The sequence below is a fragment of the Pseudomonas phenolilytica genome (assembly GCF_021432765.1).
GTDB lineage: Bacteria > Pseudomonadota > Gammaproteobacteria > Pseudomonadales > Pseudomonadaceae > Stutzerimonas > Stutzerimonas phenolilytica.
Genome location: NZ_CP058908.1, coordinates 2288322 through 2314322 on the forward strand (window position 1 = coordinate 2288322; position 26001 = coordinate 2314322).

Annotated in this window: 25 protein-coding genes and 1 tRNA gene; 11 read left to right on the plus strand and 15 right to left on the minus strand. The window is 63.5% G+C overall.

The genetic code is table 11. The features are described from left to right. Position 1: 1 nt before the first annotated feature. Genes HU825_RS11075 through yejK form a run of 3 tightly spaced genes read right to left on the minus strand, consistent with a single transcriptional unit; the run spans position 2 to position 2689 of the window. Positions 2 to 847 carry a DUF4344 domain-containing metallopeptidase gene (locus tag HU825_RS11075; protein ID WP_003288251.1) on the minus strand — a complete coding sequence of 282 codons (846 nt, stop codon included), beginning with the start codon at positions 845 to 847 and terminating at the stop codon, positions 2 to 4. Beyond that, on the minus strand, positions 829 to 1665 hold the full coding sequence (locus HU825_RS11080) for a polyphosphate kinase 2 family protein (RefSeq protein ID WP_054093804.1): 837 nt from the start codon (positions 1663 to 1665) through the stop codon (positions 829 to 831). Before HU825_RS11080 ends, HU825_RS11075 begins: the two co-directional genes overlap by 19 nt. A gap of 16 nt (positions 1666 to 1681) precedes the next feature. Further along, complete coding sequence (gene yejK / locus HU825_RS11085; RefSeq protein ID WP_003288253.1) at positions 1682 to 2689, minus strand: nucleoid-associated protein YejK; 1008 nt, start codon at positions 2687 to 2689, stop codon at positions 1682 to 1684. A 126-nt stretch (positions 2690 to 2815) separates the two neighbouring features. On the opposite strand from yejK, the gene HU825_RS11090 reads away from it, so the two are divergent. The 3 genes from HU825_RS11090 (at position 2816) to HU825_RS11095 (ending at position 4494) form a co-directional block, all read left to right on the plus strand. Beyond that, positions 2816 to 4030 carry an MFS transporter gene (locus tag HU825_RS11090; RefSeq protein WP_234302035.1) on the plus strand — a complete coding sequence of 405 codons (1215 nt, stop codon included), beginning with the start codon at positions 2816 to 2818 and terminating at the stop codon, positions 4028 to 4030. After that, positions 4030 to 4152: a hypothetical protein gene (locus tag HU825_RS18775; protein WP_256055286.1), complete on the plus strand. Its 123-nt coding sequence runs from the start codon at positions 4030 to 4032 to the stop codon at positions 4150 to 4152. Before HU825_RS11090 ends, HU825_RS18775 begins: the two co-directional genes overlap by 1 nt. 150 nt (positions 4153 to 4302) lie before the next feature. Then, positions 4303 to 4494: a hypothetical protein gene (locus tag HU825_RS11095; RefSeq protein ID WP_234302036.1), complete on the plus strand. Its 192-nt coding sequence runs from the start codon at positions 4303 to 4305 to the stop codon at positions 4492 to 4494. 11 nt (positions 4495 to 4505) lie between these two features. On the opposite strand, the gene rlmF is transcribed toward HU825_RS11095, so the two are convergent. From rlmF to HU825_RS11140, 9 genes are all read right to left on the minus strand, one after another. Then, positions 4506 to 5498, minus strand: a complete 993-nt coding sequence (rlmF, locus tag HU825_RS11100) for a 23S rRNA (adenine(1618)-N(6))-methyltransferase RlmF (protein ID WP_234302037.1) — start codon at positions 5496 to 5498, stop codon at positions 4506 to 4508. Between the two features lie 46 nt (positions 5499 to 5544). Further along, entirely contained in the window at positions 5545 to 6714 is a 1170-nt protein-coding gene (locus HU825_RS11105) for a YbfB/YjiJ family MFS transporter (protein WP_102827302.1), read from the minus strand. 77 nt (positions 6715 to 6791) lie between these two features. Next, positions 6792 to 8624 (minus strand): SLC13 family permease, encoded by a 1833-nt coding sequence (locus tag HU825_RS11110; protein ID WP_234302038.1) that lies wholly within the window; start codon positions 8622 to 8624, stop codon positions 6792 to 6794. A 6-nt stretch (positions 8625 to 8630) separates the two neighbouring features. Further along, positions 8631 to 8927, minus strand: coding sequence for a winged helix-turn-helix domain-containing protein (locus HU825_RS11115; RefSeq protein WP_077683512.1), 297 nt, complete (start codon positions 8925 to 8927; stop codon positions 8631 to 8633). Positions 8928 to 8993: 66 nt separating this feature from the next. Next, positions 8994 to 10376: a sodium:proton antiporter NhaD gene (gene nhaD / locus HU825_RS11120; protein WP_234302039.1), complete on the minus strand. Its 1383-nt coding sequence runs from the start codon at positions 10374 to 10376 to the stop codon at positions 8994 to 8996. A 294-nt stretch (positions 10377 to 10670) separates the two neighbouring features. Continuing rightward, positions 10671 to 13505: a valine--tRNA ligase gene (locus tag HU825_RS11125; protein ID WP_234302040.1), complete on the minus strand. Its 2835-nt coding sequence runs from the start codon at positions 13503 to 13505 to the stop codon at positions 10671 to 10673. Positions 13506 to 13607: 102 nt separating this feature from the next. After that, positions 13608 to 13982, minus strand: coding sequence for a DNA polymerase III subunit chi (locus HU825_RS11130; RefSeq protein WP_077683510.1), 375 nt, complete (start codon positions 13980 to 13982; stop codon positions 13608 to 13610). A 31-nt stretch (positions 13983 to 14013) separates the two neighbouring features. Further along, entirely contained in the window at positions 14014 to 14433 is a 420-nt protein-coding gene (locus HU825_RS11135) for a DNA polymerase III subunit chi (RefSeq protein ID WP_008568077.1), read from the minus strand. Between the two features lie 72 nt (positions 14434 to 14505). Next, positions 14506 to 15993, minus strand: a complete 1488-nt coding sequence (locus HU825_RS11140; RefSeq protein ID WP_234302041.1) for a leucyl aminopeptidase — start codon at positions 15991 to 15993, stop codon at positions 14506 to 14508. Positions 15994 to 16178: 185 nt separating this feature from the next. On the opposite strand from HU825_RS11140, the gene lptF reads away from it, so the two are divergent. Together lptF and lptG are read left to right on the plus strand one after the other, a co-directional pair. Then, the gene (gene lptF, locus HU825_RS11145; RefSeq protein WP_054093811.1) at positions 16179 to 17300 is read left to right on the plus strand and encodes an LPS export ABC transporter permease LptF; all 1122 of its coding nucleotides are present in this window, start codon (positions 16179 to 16181) and stop codon (positions 17298 to 17300) included. Further along, the gene (gene lptG, locus HU825_RS11150; RefSeq protein WP_054093812.1) at positions 17293 to 18354 is read left to right on the plus strand and encodes an LPS export ABC transporter permease LptG; all 1062 of its coding nucleotides are present in this window, start codon (positions 17293 to 17295) and stop codon (positions 18352 to 18354) included. Before lptF ends, lptG begins: the two co-directional genes overlap by 8 nt. A gap of 116 nt (positions 18355 to 18470) precedes the next feature. On the opposite strand, the gene HU825_RS11155 is transcribed toward lptG, so the two are convergent. The 3 genes from HU825_RS11155 to HU825_RS11165 all read right to left on the minus strand — a co-directional run bounded on the left by HU825_RS11155 (position 18471) and on the right by HU825_RS11165 (position 19849). Further along, a complete protein-coding gene (locus HU825_RS11155; RefSeq protein WP_043296155.1) occupies positions 18471 to 18968 on the minus strand; it encodes an RDD family protein in 498 nt (165 codons plus the stop codon). Between the two features lie 98 nt (positions 18969 to 19066). Then, complete coding sequence (locus HU825_RS11160; protein WP_003246255.1) at positions 19067 to 19279, minus strand: cold-shock protein; 213 nt, start codon at positions 19277 to 19279, stop codon at positions 19067 to 19069. A 483-nt stretch (positions 19280 to 19762) separates the two neighbouring features. Continuing rightward, positions 19763 to 19849, minus strand: a tRNA-Leu gene (locus HU825_RS11165). Positions 19850 to 19958: 109 nt separating this feature from the next. Here HU825_RS11165 and queA point away from each other — a divergent pair. The 6 genes from queA (at position 19959) to HU825_RS11195 (ending at position 25999) form a co-directional block, all read left to right on the plus strand. Beyond that, entirely contained in the window at positions 19959 to 21008 is a 1050-nt protein-coding gene (gene queA, locus HU825_RS11170) for a tRNA preQ1(34) S-adenosylmethionine ribosyltransferase-isomerase QueA (RefSeq protein ID WP_054093813.1), read from the plus strand. Positions 21009 to 21022: 14 nt separating this feature from the next. Next, on the plus strand, positions 21023 to 22138 hold the full coding sequence (gene tgt, locus HU825_RS11175; protein ID WP_175415081.1) for a tRNA guanosine(34) transglycosylase Tgt: 1116 nt from the start codon (positions 21023 to 21025) through the stop codon (positions 22136 to 22138). A gap of 41 nt (positions 22139 to 22179) precedes the next feature. Further along, positions 22180 to 22509, plus strand: a complete 330-nt coding sequence (gene yajC / locus HU825_RS11180) for a preprotein translocase subunit YajC (protein ID WP_043296158.1) — start codon at positions 22180 to 22182, stop codon at positions 22507 to 22509. A 64-nt stretch (positions 22510 to 22573) separates the two neighbouring features. Beyond that, positions 22574 to 24436, plus strand: a complete 1863-nt coding sequence (secD, locus tag HU825_RS11185; RefSeq protein WP_043296160.1) for a protein translocase subunit SecD — start codon at positions 22574 to 22576, stop codon at positions 24434 to 24436. A 13-nt stretch (positions 24437 to 24449) separates the two neighbouring features. Beyond that, positions 24450 to 25358 (plus strand): protein translocase subunit SecF, encoded by a 909-nt coding sequence (gene secF, locus HU825_RS11190; protein ID WP_175415082.1) that lies wholly within the window; start codon positions 24450 to 24452, stop codon positions 25356 to 25358. 107 nt (positions 25359 to 25465) lie between these two features. After that, the gene (locus HU825_RS11195) at positions 25466 to 25999 is read left to right on the plus strand and encodes a glycine zipper 2TM domain-containing protein (RefSeq protein ID WP_043296162.1); all 534 of its coding nucleotides are present in this window, start codon (positions 25466 to 25468) and stop codon (positions 25997 to 25999) included. Positions 26000 to 26001 lie beyond the last annotated feature (2 nt).

A 26001-nucleotide genomic window follows, 5' to 3' on the forward strand; every position in this document is an offset into this window, starting at 1 on the left:
GTCAGCGGGCAGGTTGCGGTGCGCGTTCGGCGGGCAGCTGGGCGGCCAGATCGCGGAAATAGGCGACGCGCTCGTAGCACAGCGTCAGTTCGCCGCTGATGCGGTTGAACCAGGCGTCGGGCGCGCCGCAGGTGGTCATGCGCAGCGTGAGGTCGCGCGGCAGGTCGAAGGCCTCGCTCGCCTTGCGCGCCACCGCTTCCAGCTCGCCGCTGGCGCGGATTTTTTGATGCAGCGCCGCCGCGTCCGCCAGATGGCCCGGCGGATCGTCGTAGACCACGGCGATCCGATGCCGCGGTGTGCCGGGCGCCGGCGGTTGCAGGCGCTCGCGCAGCCAGCGCACGGCGTGCGCTACCTGCTGGTATTCCTCGGGGCAGTAGAGCGCGCGCTCGGCCGGCAGCCCGCTGACGTCGAGCACCCAGTCGAGCCGGTCCGGGTCGCTGCCGTAGGCCAGGCAGGCGATGTTGTAGAAGCGCTGCGCATCCAGCGCATGGCTGTCCCAGAGCGCGATACCGTCGCCGTTGCGCTCGGCGTTGCGCCATTCCAGCCGCCAGTAGTCGGCGACGTCCATCAGCTTGGCGTAGAACGCGGCGTCATGCTGGCGGTCGTGCAGCAGAAACAGCCCCATGAAACCGAGCTGGTCGGCGGCATCTTCCTCGCGGCCGAGCACGGGCAGGCCGAGTTCGCTGATCAGCAGATGCCCCATTTCGTGCATCAGGGTGAATTCGGCATTGGCCACGGTGAAGCGCAGCGCCTGCGCGGACAGGCCGGGCGCCTGCTCCTGCGCGGCAGCCGGGGCGACGAGGCTGGCCAGCAGCCAGCCCAGCGCGGTCAGCGCCGGGGTTCGCACGCAATGCCTTGCAGATCGTCGGCGCTGAAGGGCGCCGGCCGCTGCGGCCAATCCTGTGCCAGCTGTTCAAGCTCCCGGGCGAGCAGGCTGGCGACGAGCAGGTCGCGCAGCCAGCGATGATCGGCGGGGATCACATACCAGGGTGCGTTCGGCAGATGGCTGGCGGCGAGCACCTCGGCCCAGCGCGCCTCGCGGTGGGCGAAGTCGCGGTGATCGTCGAGATCGCTGGCGCTCAGCTTCCAGCGCTTGTTCGGCTGCTCCAGACGCTGATGCAGGCGGCGCTTCTGCTCGGCGCAGGAAATCTGCAAGTAGCACTTCAGCGGGCGGATGTGCAGGCTCGGCAGTTCCTCTTCCAGCGCGCGGATCGCCGCCTGCCGCGGCGCCAAATCGGCGGTCTCGCACAGGCCGTCGCGCAGGTCGCTGACCAGTGCCTCGTAATAGCTGCGGTCGAAGATGGCGAGCGTGCCGGGCGCGGGCAGACGCCGCCGATAGCGCCAGAGGAAGTCGTGCGCGCGCTCCTCGGCATTCGGCGCCTGGAAGCTGCTGGCGGCCAGCGCCAGCGGGTCGAGCCCGCTCAGTACGCGACGAATGACACCATTCTTGCCGGCGCAGTCGGGGCCTTGCAGCACCAGCAGCAAGGCAGCGTGGCGATTGGCCCAGAGCATGGTCAGCCGTTCGCGCAGCCAGCCCTTGAGCGTGAGCAGTTGCGCCTGTGCCTGCGCCTTGTCCAGACCGTACTGACGGGCGGGGTCGCCGGCCAGCGGCGCCGCTGGGTTGCACAGGCAATCATCGAGAATGGCATCGGGCAGGCGCGACATGAGGGGCCTCGGGTGATCAGTCCTTGCGGCGTTTGAGCTGGTCTTTCAGCTGCGTCGGCAACTGGCGGATGATCAGCATGTCGCGCGCCTCGTCGTACTCGATCTTCGAGCCCAGCAAGTGCGACTCGAAGCTGATCGACAGACCCTCGGCGCGCCCGGTGAAGCGGCGAAACTGGTTCAGGGTGCGCTTGTCCGGCGGAATCTCCGGCGACAGCCCGTAGTCCTTGTTGCGGATGTGGTCGTAGAACGCCTTCGGGCGGTCCTCGTCGATCACCCCGGACAGCTCTTCGAGGGTCATCGGCTGACCGAGCTTGGCCTGCGTGCTGGCATAGTCGACCAGTGCGCTGGTTTTCTCGCGGGCCTGCTCTTCGGGCAGGTCCTCACTTTCGACGAAATCGCTGAACGCCTTGAGCAGCGTGCGGGTCTCGCCCGGCGCATCGACGCCTTCCTGGCAGCCGATGAAGTCGCGGAAGTATTCCGAAACCTTCTTGCCGTTCTTGCCCTTGATGAAGGAGATGTACTGCCGGGACTGCTTGTTGTTCTGCCACTCGGAAATGTTGATGCGCGCGGCGAGGTGCAACTGGCCGAGGTCGAGGTGTCGGGCCGGCGCCACGTCCAGCGCGTCGGTGACGGTCACGCCTTCGCTGTGATGCAGCAGGGCGATGGCCAGGTAGTCGGTCATGCCTTGCTGGTAGTGGGCGAACAGCACGTGGCCGCCGGTGGAAAGGTTGGATTCTTCCATCAGCTTCTGCAGGTGCTCGACCGCCTGGCGGCTGAACGCGGTGAAGTCGCTCGCCTGGTCCAGGTACTGGCCCAGCCAGCCGCTGAACGGGTAGGCACCGGACTCCTCGTGGAAATAGCCCCAGGCCTTGCCCTGCTTGGCGTTGTAGCTCTCGTTGAGGTCGGCCAGCAGGTTTTCCATCGCCTGCGAGGCGCCTAGCTCGGAGTCGCGCGCATGGAGCACGGCAGGGCTGCCGTCGGGCTTTTTCTCGATCAGATGAACAATGCAGTGGCGAATCGGCATGGGCTACTCATTCAGGGAGGGGCAGAACAGCTGCAGTTTAACCGAGCGGGACAGTCCGATGAGCAGTTGCGGCGCTAGGGGGAGCACTGAGTAAACTGGCCGTCTTTTCCCAAGGAATGAACACTGATGACTTCGGCATGGCGTACCTGCGGCTGGATGCTGCTCGGCAGCTCGTTGATCCTCGCGCTGTCGCTCGGTGTGCGGCATGGCTTTGGCCTGTTCCTGCCGCCGATGAGCGCGGAGTTCGGTTGGGGGCGTGAGGTATTCGCCTTTGCCATCGCGCTGCAGAACCTGATCTGGGGGCTGGCGCAGCCGGTCACCGGCGCGCTGGCCGATCGCTTCGGCGTCGCGCGCGCGGTGCTGGTCGGCGGCATTCTCTATGCGATCGGCCTGGTGCTGATGGCCAGTGCGGACACACCGCTGGCGCTGAGCCTGAGTGCCGGTGTGCTGATCGGCCTGGGGCTTTCGGGAACCTCCTTCTCGGTGATTCTCGGGGCGGTGGGGCGTGCCGTGCCGATGGAGAAGCGCAGCATGGCGATGGGCATCGCCGCCGCGGCCGGTTCGTTCGGCCAGTTCATCATGCTGCCGGGCAGCCTCGGGCTGATCGAGTGGCTGGGCTGGTCCTCGGCGCTGCTGGCGCTGGGGCTGCTGATCGCGCTGATCGTGCCGCTGGCGGCGATGATGCGCGGCGACCGCCAGGCGCCGGTGCCGCCGGGCGCGCAGCAGTCGCTTGGCGAGGCGCTGCGTGAGGCGGTCGGGCATTCCGGGTTTCGCCTGCTGGCGCTGGGATTCTTCGTCTGCGGCTTCCAGGTGGTATTCATCGGCGTGCATTTGCCGGCCTATCTGGTCGATCAGCACCTGCCGGCGCAGGTCGGCACCACGGTGCTGGCGCTGGTCGGGCTGTTCAATATCGTCGGCACCTACACCGCCGGTTGGCTGGGCAGCTGCTATTCGAAACCGCGCTTGCTGGCGGCCTTGTATCTGATTCGTGGGGTGGTGATCAGCGCGTTTCTGCTGGCACCGCTGAGCGTGTGGAGCGCCTATGCGTTCGGTGTCGCGATGGGGTTGCTGTGGCTGTCCACGGTGCCGCTGACCAACGGCACGGTGGCGACGATGTTCGGCGTGCGCAATCTGTCGATGCTCGGCGGGATTGCCTTCCTGTTCCATCAGATCGGTTCGTTCTTCGGTGGCTGGCTGGGCGGCTGGCTGTACGACCGTACCGGCAGTTACGACCTGGTCTGGCAGATCGCGATCGCCCTCAGCCTGATGGCGGCGGCGTTGAACTGGCCGATCCGCGAGCAGCCGGTGGCGCGGCTGCGCGCCGCGCAGGCGGGTGGGTGATGCGCCGGCTGGGATTCGCCGTGGTGCTGGCCGCGCTGCTCGGCGGTCTGCTCCTGCTGGCGTGGCTCGGCTGGCAGCGTGGCGGTTTGGCGCTGCTGCAGCTGGGAATGGGGATTTGTTGAGCGGTTCGCCGCCGTTCGGAAAAAATCGCCGCGTGTACGGAATCAAATCGCCGTTGTCGGGTTCCAACGAGCGAGGCGGCAATCTCTGTCGCAGAACCGTAATCAAAGCACTGTAAAAAGCTGCTGCACGCAGTTTTATGGAGCCCACACATGACCACCCTCACCGAACTCGCCCAGCACATCGCCAAGCTCTATCCTTTGCAGGACAAGCGCGCCGGCAAGCGCTATCGCGTGGTGGGCGAACTGGCCGGCATGACCGAGCTGGAAGAAATCAACGGTGAACCGCGCTACATCCAGACGCTGGCGCTGAAGAACAAGCAGCTTTGGGATCTGGTGGTCTGATCGCCGCCCGATCAGGCCTGTTGTTGTAACCCACGCCGTGCGCGCCATTGCGCACGCTGATCCACGTCGAGAAAGGTCCATGCCACGAAGCGGCTGCGCTTCTGGCCCTGGGCCATGTCCAGCGTCCGTACCTCCCGCGCCCCTAGCCTGCGCAGCCTGGCCTGCAGCGGGGCGACGTTGCCGCCTTTCGAGACCAGCGTGCTGAACCAGCAGATCTGCTGGCTGACCGCCACGCTTTCCTCGGCCAGCCGGGCGATGAACGCCGCCTCACCGCCCTCGCACCACAGCTCCGCTGCCTGTCCGCCGAAGTTCAACACGGGCAGCTTGCGCTTGGGGTCGAGCTTGCCGAGGTTGCGCCATTTGCGCTGGCTGCCGGCCGTCGCTTCGCTGACCGAGGCATGAAACGGCGGGTTGCACAGGCTGAGATCGAAGCGCTCGTTCGCCTGCAGCAGACCCTGGAAGATGTGCCGGCGATCAGGCTGCCGGCGCAGCTCGATGGCGTCGCTCAGCCGGTTCGCCGCGACGATCGTCTGCGCGGTGTTCAGTGCGACGGTGTCGATATCCGAGCCGGTGAAGCGCCAGCCGTACTCGCAGTGGCCGATCAGCGGATAGATGCAGTTGGCCCCGGTGCCGATATCCAGCGCATGGATCTGCCGGCCGCGCGGAATGCTTCCGGCGTTGTCGGCGGCCAGCAGGTCGGCCAGGCCGTGCAGGTAGTCGGCGCGCCCGGGTACGGGCGGGCACAGGTAGCCGGCTGGGATGTCCCAGTGCTCGATCCCGTAGAACTGCTTGAGCAGCGCGCGGTTGAATACCTTCACCGCGGCCGGGTCGGCGAAATCGATGCTCTGCTTGCCGTACGGATTGACGATGACGAAGTCGGCCAGCGCCGGGCAGCCGGCGATCAGCGCAGGGAAATCGTAGCGCCCGCTGTGGCGGTTGCGCGGATGCAGGAGCGGGCGGTCGGGCTTGGCGCTGGCCGGGGCCTTGGGTTTGCGGACGGACATGGTGGGACGAATCGCTGCGAACGGGGCGCGCATTGTCCCACAGGTTTCACCGCCGGCGCGGCACCGCCAGCATCCATAGCAAGCCCCAGAGCAGCGCGCCGGCGCCGAGCCAGAAGGCGCTGTGCAGGCTGCCGCCGACACCCATCCAGAGGCTGGTCAGCCAGGGCGCGGCGAGCTGGGTCAGGCCGTACAGGGCAATCAGCGCCGCGGACAGGCGCGGCCCCTGATGCGGATGCAGCGTACGCGCCAGGCGCTGGGTCAGCAGCACGGTGCCGAGGAAGGTGCCACCGACCAGCACCGCGCAGAGCAGGATGCCGCTCGCGCCGGGTAACAGCAGCACCGCCAGCACGCCGAGCAGTTGCATCAAGTAGCTCAGACGCAGTGCGATATCGTCGCCAAGGCGCACGCCCAGGCGGTTCCACAGCCAAGGCGAAGGCAGGGTCGACAGGGCGACCACCAACCAGCTGCCATCGATGAGGAAATCGCCGGGCTCGACCTGCAATCTCGCGATCATCGGCAGGAAGGTCATCGGCAGGATGTAGCCCATGCCGGCGCCGGCATAGGAGAGGAACAGCGGCGTGCTGGCCCGGTCGAACAGCCGGCCGCTGGGTGCCGTGGCCGGATCGCCGGCCGGCGTTTCGTTCGGCAGATCCAGCTTCGCCAGCTGGCGCCAGCCCCACCAGGCCAGCGGCAGCGACAGCAGCGCCGCCGGCCACCAGCGCTCGGCACCCTGCAGCAGTCCATCGCTCAGGCTGACCAGCAGACTGGAGACGATCAGCCCGACGCAGACGCCCAGATAGACAAGGCCGCTGGACGACGCGCGCTGATGGCGAGCCAGCCACTCGAGAATCAACGATGGCGCCTGCACGAACACCAGGCCGTTGGCGATGCCGTTGGCCAGACGCAGCGCGGCGAGCGCATCGGGCGATTGCGCCTGGGTTTGCAGCAGTGCGCTGAGCAGATGCAGCGCCAGTGCCCAGGGCAGGCTGCGGCGAATCTGCGCAACGCGGTGCCAGCGCAACGCGAGCAGCGCGCCGATCAGATAACCAAGGTAGTTCCAGCTGGCGATGCTGGCGCCCTGCTGCACGCTGAGCAGGCCATCTTCCACCAACCAGGGCAGCAGGGGGGTGTAGACGAAGCGACCGAGGCCGTGGACGACCAGCAGCAGCGTGGCGCCGGCGAGCAGAACCGGGAACAGGGCAGGGCGGTGCGACATGGGGGATTTCTTGTTGGTATGGGAGGCCGAGAGTAACCGCCCACGGCGCCGGCGACCATGCCACTTATTGCCGGCCATCAGCCCTGGAATGGGAACAGCAACGGCACCAGCAGCAGCGAGACCAGCATCACCAGCAGCGTGAAGGGCACGCCGATGCGCACGAAATCGGTGAAGCGGTAATGCCCGGGATTCAGCACCAGGGTGTTCACCGGTGAAGAGACGGGCGTCATGAAGGCGGCCGAGGCGGCCAGCGCGACGGTCATGGCGAAGGGATAGGGCGACGCCCCCAACTGTTCGGCCACCGACAGCGCAATCGGCGCCATCAGCACGGCGGTCGCCGTGTTGGAGATGAACAGCCCGATCACGGCGGTGAGCACGAACAGGCAGGCCAGCAGCGCATACGGCCCGGCGTCGCCCAGTAGGCCGATCAGCCCGCTGGTGGCCAGGGCGATGCCACCGGTTTTCTGCAGCGCCTGGGCGAAGGGCAGCATGCCGACGATCAGAATCAGGCTCTGCCAGTGAATGGCCTTGTAGGCGCTGTCCATGTCGATGCAGCGCAACAGCCCCATCAGCAGGCAGCCGATCAGCGCTGCCAGCACGTTCGGCACCAGGCCGCTGACCATCAGCGCCACCATCGCCGCCAGGCTTAACAGGGCGAACGGCGCCCGGCGGGCGGCGGGCGCCACGTCATCCACCTCCGCCGGCAAGCTGAGCACCAGGAAGTCGCGACTCAGGCCCTGCAGACGGTGGATGTGCTTCCAGCTGCCGGCGACCAGCAGGGTATCGGCTGGCTTGAGCTTCTCGTCCACCAGCAGACCACGCAGCGCCTGGTGATTGCGCCGCAGGCCGACCACGTTGAGCTTGTGATGACTGCGAAAGCCCAGCTGCTGGATCGTCTTGCCTGGCAGGCTCGAATCGGGTGGCAGCGCGACCTCGGCCAGGCCCAGCTCATGCGAATGATCGGCGTAATAGGAGCGCGACAGCTGCAGAGGCTCCAGGCCGAGTTCGTCGAAGGCACCGAGCAGGCCGATCGCCGGGCTGGCCAGATCGACCAGCAGCACGTCGCCGACGAGCAGCTCGGTATTGCCGGTAGCCATCAGCAACAGCTTGCGAAAGCGGTGCTGGCGTTCGATGGCGATCACGTTGATGCCGTACTGCTTGCGCAGCTCCAGCTCGTCCAGCACGCGGTCGCCGAGGATCGAACCGGGCTTGACGCGTAACCGCCGCTCGCGCTCGTCGAGGCAGTAGGCCTGGGCCAGGTCGGCCAGCGTCAGGCGCGGTCGCGGCTGTTCATGCCGGTCATTGCCGCCCAGCCAGCGGCGCGCCAGCAGCATGTAGCCGATGCCGAGCAACAGGATGGCGAGGCCGATGGGCGCGAAGTCGAAGAAGGCGAAGCCGTCCAGGCCGGCACGACGCAATTCGCTGTGCACCACCATGTTCGGCGGCGTGGCGACCAGCGTCAGCATGCCGCTGATCAAACCGGCGAATGCCAGCGGCATCATCAGCCGTCGCGGCGACAGCTGCATGCGCGCGGCGATGCCGAGCGCCACGGGAATGAAGATCGCCACCACGCCGGTGGAGCTCATCACCGAGCCGAGCCCCGCCACGGCCAGCATCAGCAGAATCAGCAGCCGGCTCTCGCTGCTGCCAGCGCGGCGCATCAGCCAATCGCCCAGGCGGTAGGCGATGCCGGTACGCACCAACCCGTCGCCGATGACGAACAGCGCGGCGATCAGCAGTACGCTGGGGTCGCTGAAGCCGGCCAGCGCCTCGTCGATGGTCAGCACGCCGGACAGCGGCAGGGCGACCATCGCCAGCAGCGCGACCACATCCATGCGCGGACGGTTGGCGATGAACAGCCCGACGCAGATGGCCAGCAGGCCCAGAACCAACAGCAGATCGCCGTTCATGGAGAGTCAGGGATAGCCGAGAACGGATTTGAGGCGCGGCAGGTTGCGCTCGATCCAGCGGCGGTCGATGGCACCCCAGTCGCGGATGCTGTAATGGCCGGCGTTGTGTCGTTCGCCGTCGTCCTGCTCGAAGTGGCAGTCGATGTCCAGCTCGGCCAGCGCGGCGAGAGTGTCCTGCGCAGTGCGGCGCGGCATGCCGGTGATTGTCATCAGCGCCGGGACGCTGGTGGCGGCGCCACTGTCGATCAGCCAGGCGACGTAGAGTCGGCGGTAGAAGCTGGTTCTGGTCTTGCTGGTGGTCATGGAGGAGCCTCTTGTCCGAGGCATTGCGGGTTGCAATGCCTCGGATGAGTTGGTCGCGAGTGATCGTCAGGTCAGCGCGAGCATGCCGATGTAGGTCACCGCACCGGCGGTGTAACCGAGGAACGCGAGCAGGCTGACCCGCTTGAGATACCAGGTAAAGCTGATCTTCTCCATGCCCATCGCCGCGACGCCCGCCGCAGAGCCAATGATCAGGCTGCTGCCGCCAGTACCCGCGCAGTAGGCGAGCAGCTCCCAGAAGGTGCCGTCGGTGAGGAACTGCGACAGCCAGCCGGATTCATCCGGCGCGGCTGCGGCAAGCATCTCGGGGCTGACCAGCGGGTACATTTTCATGGCGCCGGCCACCAGCGGCACGTTGTCGACGATTGCCGACAGCAGCCCGATGGCATAGTTGATCGCATAGATGTTGCCCAGCGACTGGCGCAGCCCTTCGGCCACCTGGGTCAGATGGCCAGCCGTGGCGAGGCTGGAAACCGCCAGCAGAATGCCGAGGAAGAACAGCACGCTGGGTGTATCGACCTTGCGCAGCACGCCGACCACCGAAAGCGGGTGCTTGTGTTCATCGTTCTTGCCGCGATGGATGTATTCGGTGGTGATCCACAGCAGGCCGAGGCCGAAGAGAATGCCCATGTACGGCGGCAGGTGGGTGATGGTCTTGAAGATCGGGACGAACAGCAGCGAGCCAAGACCCAGGCCCAGTACCAGATTGCGCTCGAACACCGTGGTGGCCGGTGGCTGTTGCTCCGCCAGGTGTGCCCGCGCCCGCGGCCGTGGAGCTTCGCCGCGCAGACGGAAGCTGAGAATCAGCAGCGGCACCAGCAGGCAGACCAGACTGGGCACGAACAGGCCGGTGATGATGCCGCCTGCGGAAATTTGCGTGCCGATCCACAGCATCGTGGTGGTCACGTCGCCGATCGGCGACCAGGCGCCTCCGGCGTTGGCGGCGATCACCACGATACCGACGTAGAGCCAGCGCTCGGGGCGCCCGCGGATCAGTTTGCGCAACAGCGAGACCATGACGATGGTGGTGGTGAGGTTGTCCAGCACCGCGGAGAGAAAGAAGGTGATCAGCCCGACGATCCACAGCAGGTGCACGCGCTTGCGCGTCTGGATGCGGTCGGTGATGACCTTGAAGCCTTCATGGGAGTCGATCAGCTCGACAATGGTCATCGCGCCGAGCAGAAAGAACAGGATCTCCGAGATTTCGCCGAGATGATGGCGCAGGGCTTCGACCACCGTGGCCGACGAATCCGCCGGGTCATGGGTGCCAGGCTGCAGCAGCGGCAGAATCTCATCGGCCCCCAGGACCAACACGGTCCAGGTCAGCACCGCGGTGAGCAAGGCGGCGGCTGCCTTGTCGATTCTCAGTGGATGTTCGAAGGCTATGCAGAGATAACCGATGACGAATACCACGGCCATGAGTGCGTACATCGCAGAAAAGCTCCCATCTGGAAAGGTACCGGTCGCCGAATGAGCAACCGGCACAGCATCGACAGACGCTTGGCGGCGGCTTCTGCAGCTGAACAACGCGCGCAGACGACATGCACCGATCGGAATCGAAGGCTGGCGTTACAGGCGGGATTCGCTGACGTGAAGCGTTATGCGGCTCTGTCAGTTTTTTGTTCGAATATGGCGGCGACATGATGGCTGCTCGTCGCCGGCGATGCGTTGCGATCAATCAAGATCATCGATAACAAAAGGCCGGCATCGATGCCGGCCTTGCGCTTACAGCGTGGCAATGCGCTCGCGCTGCTCGACCAGACGGGCCTTGGCCTGTTCGGCCTCGGCCAGCTTGGCGCGTTCTTTGTCGATCACCTCTGGCGGCGCCTTGTCGACGAAGCCGGCGTTGGACAGCTTGCCGCCGACGCGCTTGACCTCGCCGTCCAGCCGCGCGATCTCCTTGTCCAGCCGCGCCAGTTCGGCATCCTTGTCGATCAGCCCAGCCATCGGCACCAGCACCTGCAGATCGCCAACCAGGGCGATGGCCGACAGCGGCGCTTCCTCGCCCGCGGCGAGGGTGCGCACGGTTTCCAGCTTGGCCAGCTTCTTCAGCAGCGGCTCGTTATCGGCCAGTCGACGCAGGTCGAGCGGCGCGGCGTTGCTCAGCACCACGTCGATGCGCTTGGCCATCGAGATGTTCATTTCGCCGCGAATCTGGCGGATGCCGAGCATGAAGGCTTTGATCCACTCGATGTCGCCTTCGGCATCTTCGTCCAGGCGCGACGGATCGAACTCCGGCCACGGCTGCAACATCAATGTCGGGCCCGACTTGCCGGCCAGCGGTGCGACACGCTGCCAGATTTCCTCGGTGATGAACGGCATGAACGGATGCGCCAGACGCAGCGAGGTTTCCAGCACGCGCACCAGGGTGCGGCGGGTGCCGCGCTGGCGTTCGATACTGGCGGACTCGTCCCACAGCAAAGGCTTGACCAGCTCCAGGTACCAGGCGCAGTACTCGTCCCAGATGAACTCGTAGAGTGCTTGAGCGGCCAGGTCGAAGCGGAACGCTTCCAGCTGGCGGGTGACTTCGGCCTCGGTGCGCTGCAAGGTGGAGATGATCCAGCGGTCCACCGCCGACAGCTCGACGGGCTCGCCGTTTACGCCGGTGTCCTTGCCCTCGGTGTTCTCGAAGACAAAGTTGGCGGCGTTCCACAGCTTGTTGCAGAAGTTGCGGTAGCCCTCGACGCGGCCCATGTCGAACTTGATGTCGCGGCCGGTGGAGGCCAGCGAGCAGAAGGTGAAGCGCAGCGCGTCGGTGCCGTAGCTGGCGATACCTTCCGGGAACTCGGCGCGGGTCTGCTTGGCGATCTTCTCGGCCAGCTTGGGCTGCATCATGCCGCTGGTGCGTTTTTGCAGCAGTTCGTCGAGGGTGATGCCGTCGACGATGTCCAGCGGGTCGAGCACGTTACCCTTGGACTTGGACATCTTCTGGCCCTGGCCGTCGCGCACCAGACCATGGACGTAGACGGTCTTGAACGGAATCTGCCCGGTCAGGTGGGTCGAGAGCATGATCATCCGGGCGACCCAGAAGAAGATGATGTCGAAGCCGGTGACCAGCACGTCCGTAGGGTGGAAGGTCTTGAGGAATTCGGTCTGCTGCGGCCAGCCGAGGGTGGAGAAGGTCCACAGCCCGGAGCTGAACCAGGTGTCCAGCACGTCCTCGTCCTGGCGTAGCGGTTCATCGTTGCGGATTTCGTAGCGCTTGCGCACTTCGGTTTCGTCACGGCCGACGTAGACGTTGCCCGCCTCGTCGTACCAGGCCGGGATGCGGTGGCCCCACCACAGCTGGCGGCTGATGCACCAGTCCTGGATATCGCGCATCCAGCTGAAGTACATGTTCTCGTACTGCTTGGGTACGAACTGGATCTGGCCGTTCTCCACCGCAGCGATGGCCTTTTCGGCCAGCGGCTTGGTGGAGACGTACCACTGGTCGGTCAGCCACGGCTCGATGATGGTACCGGAGCGGTCGCCGCGCGGCACTTTCAGTGCGTGGTCGTCGATCTTCTCCAGCAGGCTCATCGCCTCGAACTCGGCGACGATGGCCTTGCGCGCATCGAAGCGGTCCATGTGCGCATAGCCGTCTGGCAGGCTACCGTCGACCTTGTCGTTGACCGAGCCGTCGATATCGAACACCTGGGCGCGGGCCAGCACGCAGGCGTTCTGGTCGAAGATGTTGATCAGCGGCAGGTGGTGGCGCTTGCCGACTTCGTAGTCGTTGAAGTCGTGGGCCGGAGTGATCTTCACGCAGCCGGTGCCGAATTCGAGGTCGACATAGTCGTCGGCGATGATCGGGATCAGGCGGTTGACCAGCGGCAGCATGACGTGGCGGCCGATCAGGTTCTTGTAGCGCTCGTCCTCGGGATGTACGGCGATGGCGGCATCGCCGAGCATGGTTTCCGGGCGGGTGGTGGCGACCACCAGGTAATCCTTGCCGTCCGCGGTGCGCGCACCGTCAGCCAGCGGATAGCGCAGGTGCCAGAGGTGGCCTTTCTCGTCGTGGTTCTCCACTTCCAGATCGGAAATGGCGGTGTGCAGCTTGGTGTCCCAGTTGACCAGGCGCTTGCCGCGGTAGATCAGACCATCCTCGTGCAAGCGCACAAAGGCTTCCTTGACTGCCTCGGACAGACCCTCGTCCATGGTGAAGCGCTCGCGCGACCAGTCCACCGAAGATCCCAGACGACGGATCTGACGGGTAATGTTGCCGCCGGATTCTTCCTTCCACTGCCAGACCTTTTCCAGGAATTTCTCGCGGCCCAGATCGTGGCGGCTGACGCCCTGCGCGCCCAGCTGGCGCTCGACCACCATCTGCGTGGCGATGCCCGCGTGGTCGGTGCCCGGCTGCCACAGGGTGTTGCGGCCCTGCATGCGGCGCCAGCGGATCAGCGCATCCATGATCGCGTTGTTGAAACCGTGCCCCATGTGCAGGCTGCCGGTGACGTTCGGCGGCGGGATCATGATGGTGTAGGGCTCGCCGGAACCCTGCGGCGCGAAATAGTTGTTCGATTCCCAGGTCTGGTACCAGGAAGTCTCGATGGCGTGCGGCTGGTAGGTCTTGTCCATGCGGCGGGACCCTTAGAACGGCTGATCGGAAAAACGGGCGAGTATAAAGCCAAATCGCATCCGGGCTAGGCGTCAGCGCAGGAATCGTTGCGGCGCGGCGTGCTAGTTCTTGGGCGTACGCACCAGTTCGTCCACGCGACGTTCGAGGCGACGCTTCAGCTCGGCCTCGATCTGCGGGACGAAATCGTCGATCACCTCCTGCAGAATGAGATTAGCCGCCATGCGCAACTCGTGGTCCAGGTGTCGTTCGGCCAGCGAGCGGAAAGCGGCCCGTGCCGCCGGCTCGCGCCGTTCGGGCTGCAGCGTGGCAACAGGCTGAGGTGCAGGTGGGCGGGCTACGACATCCGAGAGCAGGGGAATGCTGGCTGGGTCCAGCTGTTCGGTCAGCAGGGGCGGATCCTGGTCGCCGAGCAGGGCACGGATGGACTCCAGGTCGTCGAGCAACTGAGCAGGTTTGTCGGGGGATTTAGGCGTCATGGCGAATTTCCGGGCTTGAGCTTCCAGCGGTCTACAGTTCGACCCGCCTGGGGTCGTAACCGTGCCGTCGGTAGAGGCGGAAGTTGTCCCGGCAGGCCGTCAGCAGGTCCGGTTCCTGGTTGACGATCTCAATGATTCGGCTGAACTGATCGACGTGCGGCGACAGCGTCGTCGCTAGGTTGATCAACAGGCTTTGCGGCTGCGCCGGCGCCTGCTCGAGGCCGAGGACCACCGGTGCCTGGGGATCGTCCGCGTAGTGCTCGTGAGGGATGAAGCGCTCCGTGCGAAAACTCCATAGCAGCTCGTCGAGCTGCTGGCATTGTGCGGCGTCGTGACAGCGGATGAACACCGGCAGGCCGTGCTGCCAGCCCTTGGCGGCCAGCTGGCAGGCCGCGCGCAGGCGCCCGAGCGGATTGTCGTCGGGCAGCACGTAGAACTCGATGCGGGTCATCGGTGCGTTCCGTCACTGCCGGCGCGCGGCAAGCCGCTCCGGCAGGTGGGCGTACGCGGGCGGGAGGGCATTTCAGAGGGCCCTGTCCAGCAGGTACTGGGTCAGCAGCGGGACCGGGCGACCGGTCGCGCCCTTTTCCTTGCCACCGCTGATCCAGGCGGTGCCGGCGATGTCCAGATGCGCCCAGGGATACTGCTTGGTGAAGCGCGACAGGAAGCAGGCCGCGGTGACGGTGCCGGCCTTCGGCCCGCCGATGTTGGCGATGTCGGCGAAGGGGCTGTCCAGTTGCTCCTGATACTCGTCGAACAACGGCAGCTGCCAGGCGCGGTCGCCGGCCTGCTCGCCGGCGCCGAGCAGCTGCTGCGCCAGTTCCTGATCGTTGCCGAGCAGCCCCGAGGTGTGGCTACCCAGCGCGACGATGCAGGCACCGGTGAGGGTGGCGACATCGATCACCGCGCGCGGCTTGAAGCGCTCGGCATAGGTCAGCGTATCGCAGAGCACCAGGCGACCTTCGGCGTCGGTGTTGAGGATCTCGACGGTCTGACCGCTCAAGGTGGTGACGATATCGCCGGGACGGGTGGCCTTGCCGCTGGGCATGTTCTCCGCGCAGGCGAGCAGGCCGACGAGGTTGATCGGCAGCTGGAGCTCGAGGACTGCACGGAAGGTCCCGAGCACGCTGGCGGCGCCGCACATGTCGTACTTCATCTCGTCCATGCCCAGGCCCGGCTTGAGGCTGATGCCGCCGGTGTCGAAGGTGATGCCCTTGCCGACCAGCGCGTAGGGCTGCTCGCCCTTGGCTCCGCCGTTGTACTGCATGACCACGATGCAGCCCGGTTGCTCGCTGCCTTGGGCTACGGCGAGGAACGCACCGGCGCCCAGATCCCGCAGCTTCTTCTCATCGAGCACGTCCACCTTCAAACCCTTGAAGGATTTACCGAGCTGCCGCGCCTGCTCGGCCATGAAGCTCGGGTGGCACAGATTCGGCGGCAGGTTGCCGAGGTCGCGGGTCAACGCCATGCCCGAAGCGATGGCTGAGGCGTGACGGGCCGCGCGCTCGATGTCGTCCTGCTGTGACTTGTCGCAGAGCAGGATGATTTTCTTCAGTGCGCGCGGGTCGGCTTTCTTGCTCTTGAAGCGTTCGAACACGTAGGCGCTGTCAGCGAGCAGCTCAGCCAGCAGGCGGACCTTGGCGTAAGTGTCGCGCCCCTTGACCTGCACATCCTGCACGGCGAATGCCGCATCGGCACCGCCGAGGCTCTTCAGTACGCCGGCAGCGGCACCGAGCGCCTTGCGCCACTGGCGGGTGTCCAGCTCGTTGTTCTTGCCGACGCCGAGCAGTAGCACGCGTTCGGCCTTCAGATTCGGCACGCTGTGCAGCAGCAGCGTCTGCCCGACCTTGCCGTCGAGATCGCCGCGCTTGAGGATCGAGCCGATGACACCGCCACTGGCGATATCGACGGCCTGGGCCGTTTCGCCGAGGGTGCGCCCTTCACCGACTGGCAGAACCAGCGTGGCGGTTTTCAGCGCGGAAGCTTTCGCGGTCTTTACAACGAATTCCATGACGGGAGTCCCCAAGACAAAAAGTCGGGTTTGCAGGATAATGCCAGGCCAATTTTTCCGGTGGTTCGCCTGCCGGCTGTTGACGGCGGATGTGCTGCCATTTCAATGGCCTATCTCGGCGAACCGGCAACTGGCGGCTAGTTTGAGCGTAGCCGTCGGAGCCTGACAACCCTGGAGTGTCCGGTTTGATCGTCTTTCGTTATCTGTCCCGCGAGCTTTTGGTCACCGTGAGCGCAGTCAGCGCCGTGCTGCTGGTGATCATCATGAGTGGGCGCTTCATCAAGTACCTGGCCCAGGCTGCTCAGGGGTTGCTCGATCCGAGCGTGCTGCTGTTGATCATGGGATTCCGTCTGCCAGGCTTCCTGCAGTTGATTCTGCCGCTCGGCCTGTTTCTCGGAATATTGCTGGCGTATGGAAGGCTGTATCTCGATAGCGAAATGACGGTGCTCTCCGCCACCGGGATGAGCCAGCGTCGCCTGCTGCTGTACAGTCTGGCGCCGGCGGCCCTGGTGGCTGCGCTGGTCGGCTGGCTGAGCCTTGGGCTTGCGCCGCAGGGCATTGCCGAAGTGGACCGGATCCTCAATCAGCAGGATTCGCTGACCGAGTTCGACACCCTGGTGCCGGGGCGTTTTCAGAACCTGCGCGATGGTTCGCGGGTAACCTATACGCGCGAGCTATCGGCCGACCGCAGCGAGTTGGCAGGGGTATTCATTTCCGAGACCAACACTTCGGCCCGTTCGGGACAGGCGCGTGGGGTTTCCGTGCTGGTGGCGGAAAGCGGGCGACAGGAAATCCAGCCTGACGGCAGCCGTTACTTGATTCTGGAGAATGGCTTTCGCTACGACGGCAATCCCGGGCAGGCGGACTATCGCGCCATCCAGTACGACACCTACGGTGTGCTGCTGCCCAAGCCGCAGGTGGCCGTCGAGCTGAGCGAGCGCGAGGCTATGCCGACGCGGGAGCTGCTTGGTAGCGACAACCTGCGTCATCGCTCCGAATTGCAGTGGCGCCTGTCCATGCCGGTGCTGGTATTTGTCGTGACCTTGCTTGCTGTGCCGCTGGCTCGCGTCAACCCGCGTCAGGGGCGTTTCCTCAAGCTGCTGCCAGCGATCCTGCTTTACATGACATATCTGGCGCTGCTCATCGCTGTGCGCGGAGCGCTCGACAAGGGGCGAATTCCAATGGCACTCGGTTTGTGGTGGGTGCACGGGCTGTTTTTCGCGATAGGTCTGCTGATGTTGTACTGGGAGCCGTTGATGCTGAGGTTGAAGAAGCGTCGCGCGGCGCCGGGGGTGGTGCATGGTTAAGCTCGATCGATACATCGCGATCCATGTCTTTCTGGCGATTCTGACCGTTTTGGGCATTATCGTCGGCCTGGCCCTCCTGTTTGCCTTCATCGACGAGTTGGGCGATGTCGAGGGTGGATACGGTCTGGCGGATGCGCTGGAGTATGTGCTGCTGACCTCGCCGCGCCGGCTCTACGAGATGCTGCCGATGGCGGCGCTGATCGGCTGTCTGATCGGGCTGGGTACGCTGGCCAGCAGCAGCGAGTTGACCGTGATGCGCGCCGCCGGCATTTCGCTCGGCCGGATCGTCGTGGCGGTTATGAAGCCGACTCTCGTTCTGCTGCTGGTCGGCGTACTGATCGGTGAATACGCGGCGCCCTGGACCGAAGACATCGCCCAGGCCCGCCGTTCGCTGGCGCAGGGTGCGGGCGAGGCGCAGAGCAGCAAGCGCGGCCTCTGGCATCGACAGGAAAACGAGTTCGTGCACGTCAATGCCGTGCAGCCGGGGGGCGTGCTGGTTGGGGTGACGCGCTACCGTTTCGACGATGAGCGACGTTTGCTGTCGGCCAGTTTCGCCAAGCGCGCCAGCTACCAGAATGATCACTGGTTGCTGAGCAACATTGCGACCACGCATTTTCGCGGCGATCACACCGAAGTAGCGCAGGCGAGCGAAGAGCGCTGGGATGTGCAGCTGACGCCGCAACTGCTGGGGATCGTGGTGGTGGCCCCGGAGTCGCTGTCGATCACCGGTTTGTGGCGTTACATCCATTACCTGGCGGATCAGGGGCTCAACAACGGCCGTTACTGGCTGGCATTCTGGACGAAGGTGCTGCAGCCCGCCGTGACTGTTGCACTGGTGCTCCTCGCAATCTCGTTCATCTTCGGCCCGCTGCGCTCGGTGACGCTGGGGCAGCGCATCTTCACCGGCGTGGTGGTCGGATTCGTCTTCCGCATCATTCAGGATCTGCTCGGGCCGGCGAGTCAGGTGTTTGGCTTCTCGCCGTTGCTGGCGGTCGCACTGCCGGCGGGAGTTTGTGCGCTGATCGGTGTATGGCTGTTGCGGCGGGCGGGATGAGTGGTGGAACTGGCTTCAAGCGGCGGGGCGCATTGAGTGCTCATGTTCAGATCGATTCCGCCGCTTGAGCCGTTGGCTCGACAGGGGGCTGGTCTGAAGCCTGTTCCGCCTTCGGCTTACTTCTTGTGAATGTTTTTCGGCAACTGTACGGCCTGGCTTTCCGAGTAAATGTCCTGCCAGGTACGTTTGTCCTTGTCCCAGAGCATCCAGAGGTGCCCCAGTCCCAGGCTCAGCCAGGACATGATCGCGATCAGAAAACGCAGCAGAGCCTGCCACAGGTCGATGGCCGTGCCGTCCTTGTTCTGGATGCGGATACCCCAGACCTGCATGCCGAGCGTCTGGCCATTGTGGGTCCAGAACTTGGCGAAGAAGGCGAACAGGCTGAACATCAGTAGCGTCGAAAGCAGTGGGTCGATATCCAGGCCGCCAGCGTCGGCCACGGCCTTGAGTTGTTCGCTCCCATAGAACAGTCGCAGCAGCACCTGTTGGTAGAACAGGGTCACCACCATCATCAATGCGATACACAGCAGGCTGTCGTAGAACATGGCGGCGAGGCGGCGTATCAGACTGGCGGCGGGGAACTGGCCCTGCGGGCTGAGCAGGTGTCGGCTCATCTCGAATCCTGGTGGTTGGTACAAGGCGCGCATTCTACGGAATTGCACGCATAAAAAAGCCCCTGATGTTGCCATCAGGGGCTTTTCGGAGCGGTGACTCAGCCCAGAATCTGAACCTGATCAGCCTGCATGCCCTTTTGACCTTGCACGGCGATGAAGCTGACTTTCTGGCCTTCTTTCAGGCTCTTGAAGCCGTTGCCTTCGATCGCGCGGAAGTGCACGAACAGATCCGGACCGCTCTCGGGAGTGATGAAACCAAAACCTTTCTCGTCGTTAAACCACTTGACGGTACCGTTCTGACGATTCGACATGTCTTTGTATCCTTGAAACTCAAAAGTAGAATTGCCTCCTGCAATGGCGCAGGAAAGCTGGAACTGGTTGCAAAGAGTAAGAGAGTCGAGCGGAGAGCGGATCTGAAGATCTACTGCACCAGGTCACGATTCAACAGCGACCCATGCAAACACAGTGGGCACACTCTACGATAACTTGTCGGGGAATGCCAACCCCTCAAAGTCATGTGAAAGTGCCTCTTCGGCGATGCATATTCATGCGATGTAGAGTGATGCCAAGTCGATGCTGTTGCTTTCAAGCGCGCCTGGGTTCTGCGTGCGAAGAGCATGAACTGAATGCCGACTTGTGACGCTTCGGATCGTGTTGCTGTCCGGATGAAGCTTTGCAGATCGCAATGATCGTTTCGCTGTCGTTCCGACCTGGCGCAGTTGGTTCGTTTGCCGAAAGTTTCTGCCGATCAGGATGACATGGTGCTGCCGCGGACCGTGGCCGTCGGCAATGAATGGTGCCCCGAGAGAGACTCGAACTCTCACGCTGTCGCCAGCGGCGGATTTTGAATCCGCTGCGTCTACCGATTCCGCCATCGAGGCACAGTGGCGGCGCAGTATAGGGATGAGCGGTTGAGTGGTCAATCGCTGACGTAGCGATTGGGGAGTCTTTCCGCTAAGCTTTGCGCCCCGCCAATATCCCGCCAAAACCATGCAAGTCTCTGATTTCTCTTTTCAACTCCCAGATTCTCTAATCGCTCGCCACCCTCTGGCGGAGCGCCGTGCGAGTCGCCTGCTGGTGCTCGATGGAGAGACAGGCGATCTGGCGCATCGCCGCTTTGTCGATCTGCTTGAATATGTGCGGTCCGGCGATCTGATGGTGTTCAACAATACTCGGGTGATTGCTGCGCGTTTGTTTGGGCGCAAGGCGTCTGGCGGCAAGCTTGAGATACTCGTCGAGCGGGTGCTCGACAGTCATCGCGTGCTCGCGCATGTGCGGGCCAGCAAATCTCCCAAGGCCGGAAGCGTAATCGTTCTGGACGGCGGCGGCGAAGCGGTGATGGTGGCACGGCATGATTCGCTGTTCGAGCTGCGCTTCAGCGAAGAAGTGTTGCCATTGCTCGAGCGGGTTGGACACATGCCTTTGCCTCCTTATATAGATCGTGCCGACGAGCAGGCGGACCGGGAACGTTACCAGACCGTCTACGCACAGCATGCCGGAGCCGTTGCGGCACCTACGGCCGGTCTGCATTTCGATACGGCGCTGCTTGCGGCGTTGCGGGACAAGGGCGTGCAAACCGCGTTTGTCACCCTGCATGTCGGCGCCGGGACCTTCCAGCCGGTGCGTGTCGAGCGAATCGAAGATCATCACATGCACCAGGAATGGTTGGAGGTGAGCCAGGAGGTGGTCGATGCGGTGGCTGCCTGCCGCGCGCGAGGTGGCAAAGTCATCGCGGTGGGGACCACCAGCGTGCGGTCGCTGGAAACGGCTGCGCGCAGCGGCGAGCTGCGGCCGTTCAGTGGCGATACCGATATCTTCATCTATCCCGGCAAGCCCTTTAATGTGGTGGACGCGCTGGTAACCAATTTTCACCTGCCAGAGTCCACGCTGTTGATGCTCGTGGCGGCTTTTGCCGGCTATCGCGAAACGATGGCGGCCTATGCCGAGGCGGTGCGGGAGGGCTATCGCTTCTTCAGTTACGGCGACGCCATGTTCATAACGCGCAACCAGGCTGCGCGCGGACCCGAGGAAAACCAATGAGTCGCATCTGTCACATGTCGTTCGAGTTGCTTGCCACCGACGGCAAGGCGCGCCGGGGTCGACTGACGTTTCCCCGTGGAACGGTCGAAACGCCGGCGTTCATGCCGGTGGGTACCTACGGCACGGTCAAGGGCATGCTGCCGCGCGATATCGAAGGTATTGGGGCGCAGATCATACTCGGCAACACGTTTCACCTCTGGCTGCGTCCTGGCACTGAAGTAATCAGGCAGCACGGTGATCTGCACGATTTCATGCAATGGCAGGGGCCGATTCTGACCGACTCCGGTGGCTTTCAGGTGTTCAGCCTGGGGGCGATGCGCAAGATCAAGGAGGAGGGCGTGTATTTCGCATCCCCTGTCGATGGCGCCAAGGTGTTTATGGGACCGGAAGAGTCGATGCAGGTCCAGCGTGAATTGGGATCGGATATCGTCATGATCTTTGACGAGTGCACTCCGTATCCGGCCGACGAGGAGACAGCGCAGCGGTCAATGGAGCTTTCGCTGCGCTGGGCCAAGCGTTCGAAAGTCGCGCATGGCGATAGTCCGGCGGCGTTGTTCGGCATCGTCCAGGGTGGCATGTATGAATCGCTGCGCATGCGCTCTCTGGACGGTCTTTGCGAAATCGGCTTCGACGGTCTGGCGATCGGCGGTTTGTCGGTGGGCGAGCCGAAGGAAGAGATGATTCGTGTGCTCGATTTCCTGCCGCCGCGCATGCCCACGGACAAACCACGTTATCTGATGGGAGTCGGCAAGCCGGAGGATCTCGTCGAAGGCGTTCGTCGTGGCGTCGATATGTTCGACTGCGTGATGCCGACCCGCAATGCGCGCAATGGTCATCTTTTTACCGACACGGGCGTGATCAAGATTCGCAATGCGATTCACCGGCACGACAACTCGCCGCTGGATGCCGGTTGTGATTGCTACACATGCCAGCACTTCTCCCGCGCCTATCTGCATCACCTGGACAAGTGCGGTGAAATGCTCGGTAGCATGCTGAATACAATCCACAATTTGCGACATTATCAGCGTCTGATGGCTGGTTTACGCGACGCTATTCAACAAGGTACATTGGCGGCCTTTGTCGACGCCTTCTATGCCCGACGCGGTATGCCAACGCCGCCGGTTGCATGACAAATTTCTAGAATCCATATCTTAAGCAACAGGAGTGCTACATGAGCTTTCTGATCCCCGTCGCCCATGCCCAGGAGGCTGCTGCTGGTCCTGCCGGTACTGGTTTCGAATGGGTTTTCCTGGTCGGTTTTCTGGTCATCTTCTATCTGATGATCTGGCGTCCTCAGGCCAAGCGCGCAAAAGAGCACAAGAACCTGATTGGCGGTCTGCAGAAGGGCGACGAAGTTGTCACTTCTGGTGGCATCGCAGGCAAAGTCACCAAGGTTGCCGATGACTTCGTGGTAGTCGAGGTGTCCGATAACGTCGAACTGAAGTTCCAGAAAATGGCAATCGCCGCAACGTTGCCAAAAGGCACGCTGAAGGCCATCTGAGCCGAGTTATTCAATACCACGACGGGGCGCGCAAGGCGCCCCGCGTCTTTAAGTGGGCGGCATCATGCTGAACAAGTATCCCCTGTGGAAATATCTGCTGATCCTGGCAGTGCTGGCTATTGGCCTGGTCTATTCCGCACCTAATCTCTATCCCGACGACCCGGCAATTCAGCTTACCGGCGCCAGCACGACGCTAAAGGTCGATCAGTCCGCGCTCGATCGTGCGGTCGGAGCGTTGAAGCAGGCTGGCATTGCGGTGAAAGCCGCCGAGGTTACCGAGAGCGGTGGCTTGCTGCGTCTGGAGCGACTGTCGGACCAGCTGCCGGCCAAGGAAGCCGTGCGCCGGGTCATGGGAGACGACTATGTAGTCGCTCTGAATCTGGCCCCGACGACGCCGCAATGGCTGCGCAATCTGGGCGCCAGTCCGATGAAGCTCGGGCTTGACCTGTCCGGTGGCGTGCATTTCCTCCTCGAGGTTGACATGGAGAAGGCCGTTGCCGCGCGCATGCAAGTCTATGAGGGCGAGGTCAAGGCACTGCTGCGCAAGGAGCGGATTCGTTATCGCAGCCTGCCGTCGCGCGGCGACGCGTTCCAGCTGGGCTTTGCCGACAGCGAAACCCTGGGGCGTGTTCAGGCGCTGGTACGCAAGAACTTCACGGATTTCGAACTGACCAGCACCGAGCGTAGCGGACAGCAGGTTCTGAACGTCGCGTTGACCCAGGCCAAGCTGGCGGAAATTCGCGAGTATTCGATCAAACAGAACCTGACCACCGTGCGTAACAGGGTCAACGAACTGGGCGTCTCCGAGCCGCTGGTCCAGCGTCAGGGCGCCAACCGAATCGTCGTCGAGCTGCCGGGTGTTCAGGATACCGCCGAAGCCAAGCGCATCCTCGGTAAGACGGCGAGCCTCGAGTTCCGTCTCGCCGCCGAGCCCGACGCACCGCGCGCAACTACCGAGTCCTTCGAGTTTCGTGAGCCAGGTCGCCCGGCGGTAGCGCTCGAGCGCAGCCTGATCATTACCGGTGATCAGGTGACTGACGCTCAGGCCAGCTATGACGAAAACGGCCGGCCTCAGGTCAACATTCGTCTCGATGGTCACGGCGGCGATCTGATGAACCGCGCCACCCGCAATAACGTCGGGCGCAGCATGGCGGTCATTTTTATCGAGCAGAAGCCGGTTACCCGCTATGTACGACAGAACGTCGACGGCGTGGAGCAGGAAGTCATGCTGCAGAGCTTCCAGGAAGAGAAGCAGATCATCAGTCTGGCGACTATTCAGTCACCTCTGGGCAGCCAGTTCCGCATTACCGGACTGGACGGACAAGGTGAATCTTCCGAACTGGCGCTGCTGCTGCGCGCCGGTGGGCTCGCGGCGCCGATGTATTTCGCCGAAGAGCGGACCATCGGCCCAAGCCTGGGCGCCGAGAACATCGACAAGGGAATCGAGTCCACCTGGTGGGCGCTGGTCTTCGTGTCGATCTTCGTCATCCTCATCTACAAGTTCTTCGGCGTGCTGGCGACTGTCGCACTGGCGTTCAACCTGGTGCTGCTGGTCGGTCTGATGTCGGTCATCGGCGCCACGCTCACGCTGCCTGGTATCGCCGGTATCGTGCTGACGCTTGGCATGGCGGTGGATGCGAACGTGCTCATCTACTCGCGTATTCGCGAGGAGCTGAAAAATGGGCTTTCGGTTCAGCGTGCGATTCATGAGGGCTTCGATCGCGCGTACTCGGCGATTCTCGACAGTAACCTGACCACCCTGCTGGTCGGCGGGATTCTGTTTGCGCTGGGCTCCGGGCCGATCAAGGGTTTTGCGGTGACGATGTCGCTGGGGATTCTAACCTCACTGTTCACCGCCATCATGTTTACCCGCGGTATGGTCAACCTGATTTTCGGCGGTCGTAACGTCAAGAAGTTGTGGATCTGAGGGCACGACCATGATCAAGAACACCATTCGTTTCATGGCGATCCGCAATATCGCGTTCGCCATCACGGTACTGCTAACTGTTGTCGGCCTGGTGGCGCTTATCGGCAAGGGCCTCAACTTCGGCCTGGATTTTACCGGCGGCACGTTGATCGAGCTGCAGTACGAGCAGCCGGCCGATTTGGAAGTGATCAAGCGTGAACTGGGCCAGGCGGGGTATGCCGATGCGGTGGTTCAGAGTTTCGGTGCGACCACGGATGTACTGATCCGCCTGGCCGGTGATGATCCGCAGTTGGGCAGCAAGATCAGTGCGGCGTTGAAGACCATCGATCCTTCGGCCCGCTTCGAGGTCAAGCGTGTCGAATTCGTCGGCCCCCAGGTAGGCGAGGAGCTGCGCGATCAAGGTGGCCTGGCGATGCTCCTGGCGCTGGGCGGGATCATGGTTTATCTCGCATTCCGCTTCCAGTGGAAGTTTGGGGTCGGGGCGATCGCCTCGCTGGCGCACGACACCATTCTGACGTTGGGTATTCTTGCGTTTTTCGAGATTCCGTTCGACCTGACGGTTCTGGCGGCGGTCCTGGCAATGATCGGTTATTCGCTCAACGACACGATCATCATCTATGACCGGATTCGCGAGAATTTCCGTGTACTGCGCAAGGCGGATCTGATCGAGAACATCGATATCTCGGTTACCCAGACGCTGTTGCGGACGATGGCGACCTCTTTCTCCACGGCGCTCGCGCTCATCGCGTTGCTAGTCTTCGGTGGGGACACGCTGGCCAACTTCGCGCTGGCCCTGCTGATCGGCGTGGTGGTGGGTACCTACTCGTCTGTTTATATCGGGGCAACGGTGTTGGTATGGCTGAAGCTGACTGCCGCCGACCTCATGCCGCCGGCTGCCAGCGAGGTGGATGAGCGACCCTGATCGCGCCACGCATCCTGCGCGCAGCGCGTCTGCATTGGGAAACTTTTTGCGCTCCAGTCTGTCTGATCGGCACAGGCAGGCTGCGCTCTGCAGAAGGAGAGCAAGAAGTGAACAAGTCAATGGTGACAGGGGCGATTCTGGGTGCGGTTGTGGCGACTGCGGGTGGGGCGTTAGCGACCTATAGTCTGGTCGATCGTGAGCCCGAGTTTGCCAAGGTCCTGGCGGTCAAGGCTGTAACGGAGTCCATCAAGACACCCCGCGAGGTCTGTAAGGACGTTGCGGTGACACGGCAGCGCCCTGTTCAGGACCAGCACAAGATCGCCGGTACGGTAATCGGTGCGGTGGCTGGTGGTCTGCTGGGCAACCAGATTGGTGGTGGCAATGGCAAGAAGATCGCCACCGTGGCTGGCGCGGCCGCCGGCGGTTACGCAGGCAACAAGATTCAGGGCAACATGCAGGCTGGCGACACCTATACGACGACGGAAACGCGCTGCGACACCGTGACCGACGTTGAAGATCGTATCGTTGGCTACGACGTTAAGTACGATCTGGCGGGTGAGGTGGGACAGGTCCGTATGGATCGAGAGCCGGGCGACACCATCCCGGTGCGCGATGGCCAGTTGGTGTTGTCGCAACAGTAATT

What these genes read in the sequence shown, in the direction of transcription:
- HU825_RS11105 (WP_102827302.1), bottom strand. Translation starts at nt 6,714, where the DNA reads ATGTCGCACCGCCCTGCCCTGTTCCCGGTTCTGCTCGCCGGCGCCACG.
- HU825_RS11135 (WP_008568077.1), bottom strand. Translation starts at nt 14,433, where the DNA reads ATGACCCGCATCGAGTTCTACGTGCTGCCCGACGACAATCCGCTCGGG.
- nhaD (WP_234302039.1), bottom strand. Translation starts at nt 10,376, where the DNA reads ATGTACGCACTCATGGCCGTGGTATTCGTCATCGGTTATCTCTGCATA.
- HU825_RS11155 (WP_043296155.1), bottom strand. Translation starts at nt 18,968, where the DNA reads ATGAGCCGACACCTGCTCAGCCCGCAGGGCCAGTTCCCCGCCGCCAGT.
- HU825_RS11110 (WP_234302038.1), bottom strand. Translation starts at nt 8,624, where the DNA reads ATGAACGGCGATCTGCTGTTGGTTCTGGGCCTGCTGGCCATCTGCGTC.
- HU825_RS11125 (WP_234302040.1), bottom strand. Translation starts at nt 13,505, where the DNA reads ATGGACAAGACCTACCAGCCGCACGCCATCGAGACTTCCTGGTACCAG.
- HU825_RS11115 (WP_077683512.1), bottom strand. Translation starts at nt 8,927, where the DNA reads ATGACCACCAGCAAGACCAGAACCAGCTTCTACCGCCGACTCTACGTC.
- lptG (WP_054093812.1), top strand. Translation starts at nt 17,293, where the DNA reads ATGGTTAAGCTCGATCGATACATCGCGATCCATGTCTTTCTGGCGATT.
- HU825_RS11160 (WP_003246255.1), bottom strand. Translation starts at nt 19,279, where the DNA reads ATGTCGAATCGTCAGAACGGTACCGTCAAGTGGTTTAACGACGAGAAA.
- HU825_RS11140 (WP_234302041.1), bottom strand. Translation starts at nt 15,993, where the DNA reads ATGGAATTCGTTGTAAAGACCGCGAAAGCTTCCGCGCTGAAAACCGCC.
- HU825_RS18775 (WP_256055286.1), top strand. Translation starts at nt 4,030, where the DNA reads ATGCGCCGGCTGGGATTCGCCGTGGTGCTGGCCGCGCTGCTCGGCGGT.
- rlmF (WP_234302037.1), bottom strand. Translation starts at nt 5,498, where the DNA reads ATGTCCGTCCGCAAACCCAAGGCCCCGGCCAGCGCCAAGCCCGACCGC.
- HU825_RS11095 (WP_234302036.1), top strand. Translation starts at nt 4,303, where the DNA reads ATGACCACCCTCACCGAACTCGCCCAGCACATCGCCAAGCTCTATCCT.
- queA (WP_054093813.1), top strand. Translation starts at nt 19,959, where the DNA reads ATGCAAGTCTCTGATTTCTCTTTTCAACTCCCAGATTCTCTAATCGCT.
- secD (WP_043296160.1), top strand. Translation starts at nt 22,574, where the DNA reads ATGCTGAACAAGTATCCCCTGTGGAAATATCTGCTGATCCTGGCAGTG.
- yajC (WP_043296158.1), top strand. Translation starts at nt 22,180, where the DNA reads ATGAGCTTTCTGATCCCCGTCGCCCATGCCCAGGAGGCTGCTGCTGGT.
- yejK (WP_003288253.1), bottom strand. Translation starts at nt 2,689, where the DNA reads ATGCCGATTCGCCACTGCATTGTTCATCTGATCGAGAAAAAGCCCGAC.
- HU825_RS11080 (WP_054093804.1), bottom strand. Translation starts at nt 1,665, where the DNA reads ATGTCGCGCCTGCCCGATGCCATTCTCGATGATTGCCTGTGCAACCCA.
- HU825_RS11090 (WP_234302035.1), top strand. Translation starts at nt 2,816, where the DNA reads ATGACTTCGGCATGGCGTACCTGCGGCTGGATGCTGCTCGGCAGCTCG.
- HU825_RS11130 (WP_077683510.1), bottom strand. Translation starts at nt 13,982, where the DNA reads ATGACGCCTAAATCCCCCGACAAACCTGCTCAGTTGCTCGACGACCTG.
- tgt (WP_175415081.1), top strand. Translation starts at nt 21,023, where the DNA reads ATGTCGTTCGAGTTGCTTGCCACCGACGGCAAGGCGCGCCGGGGTCGA.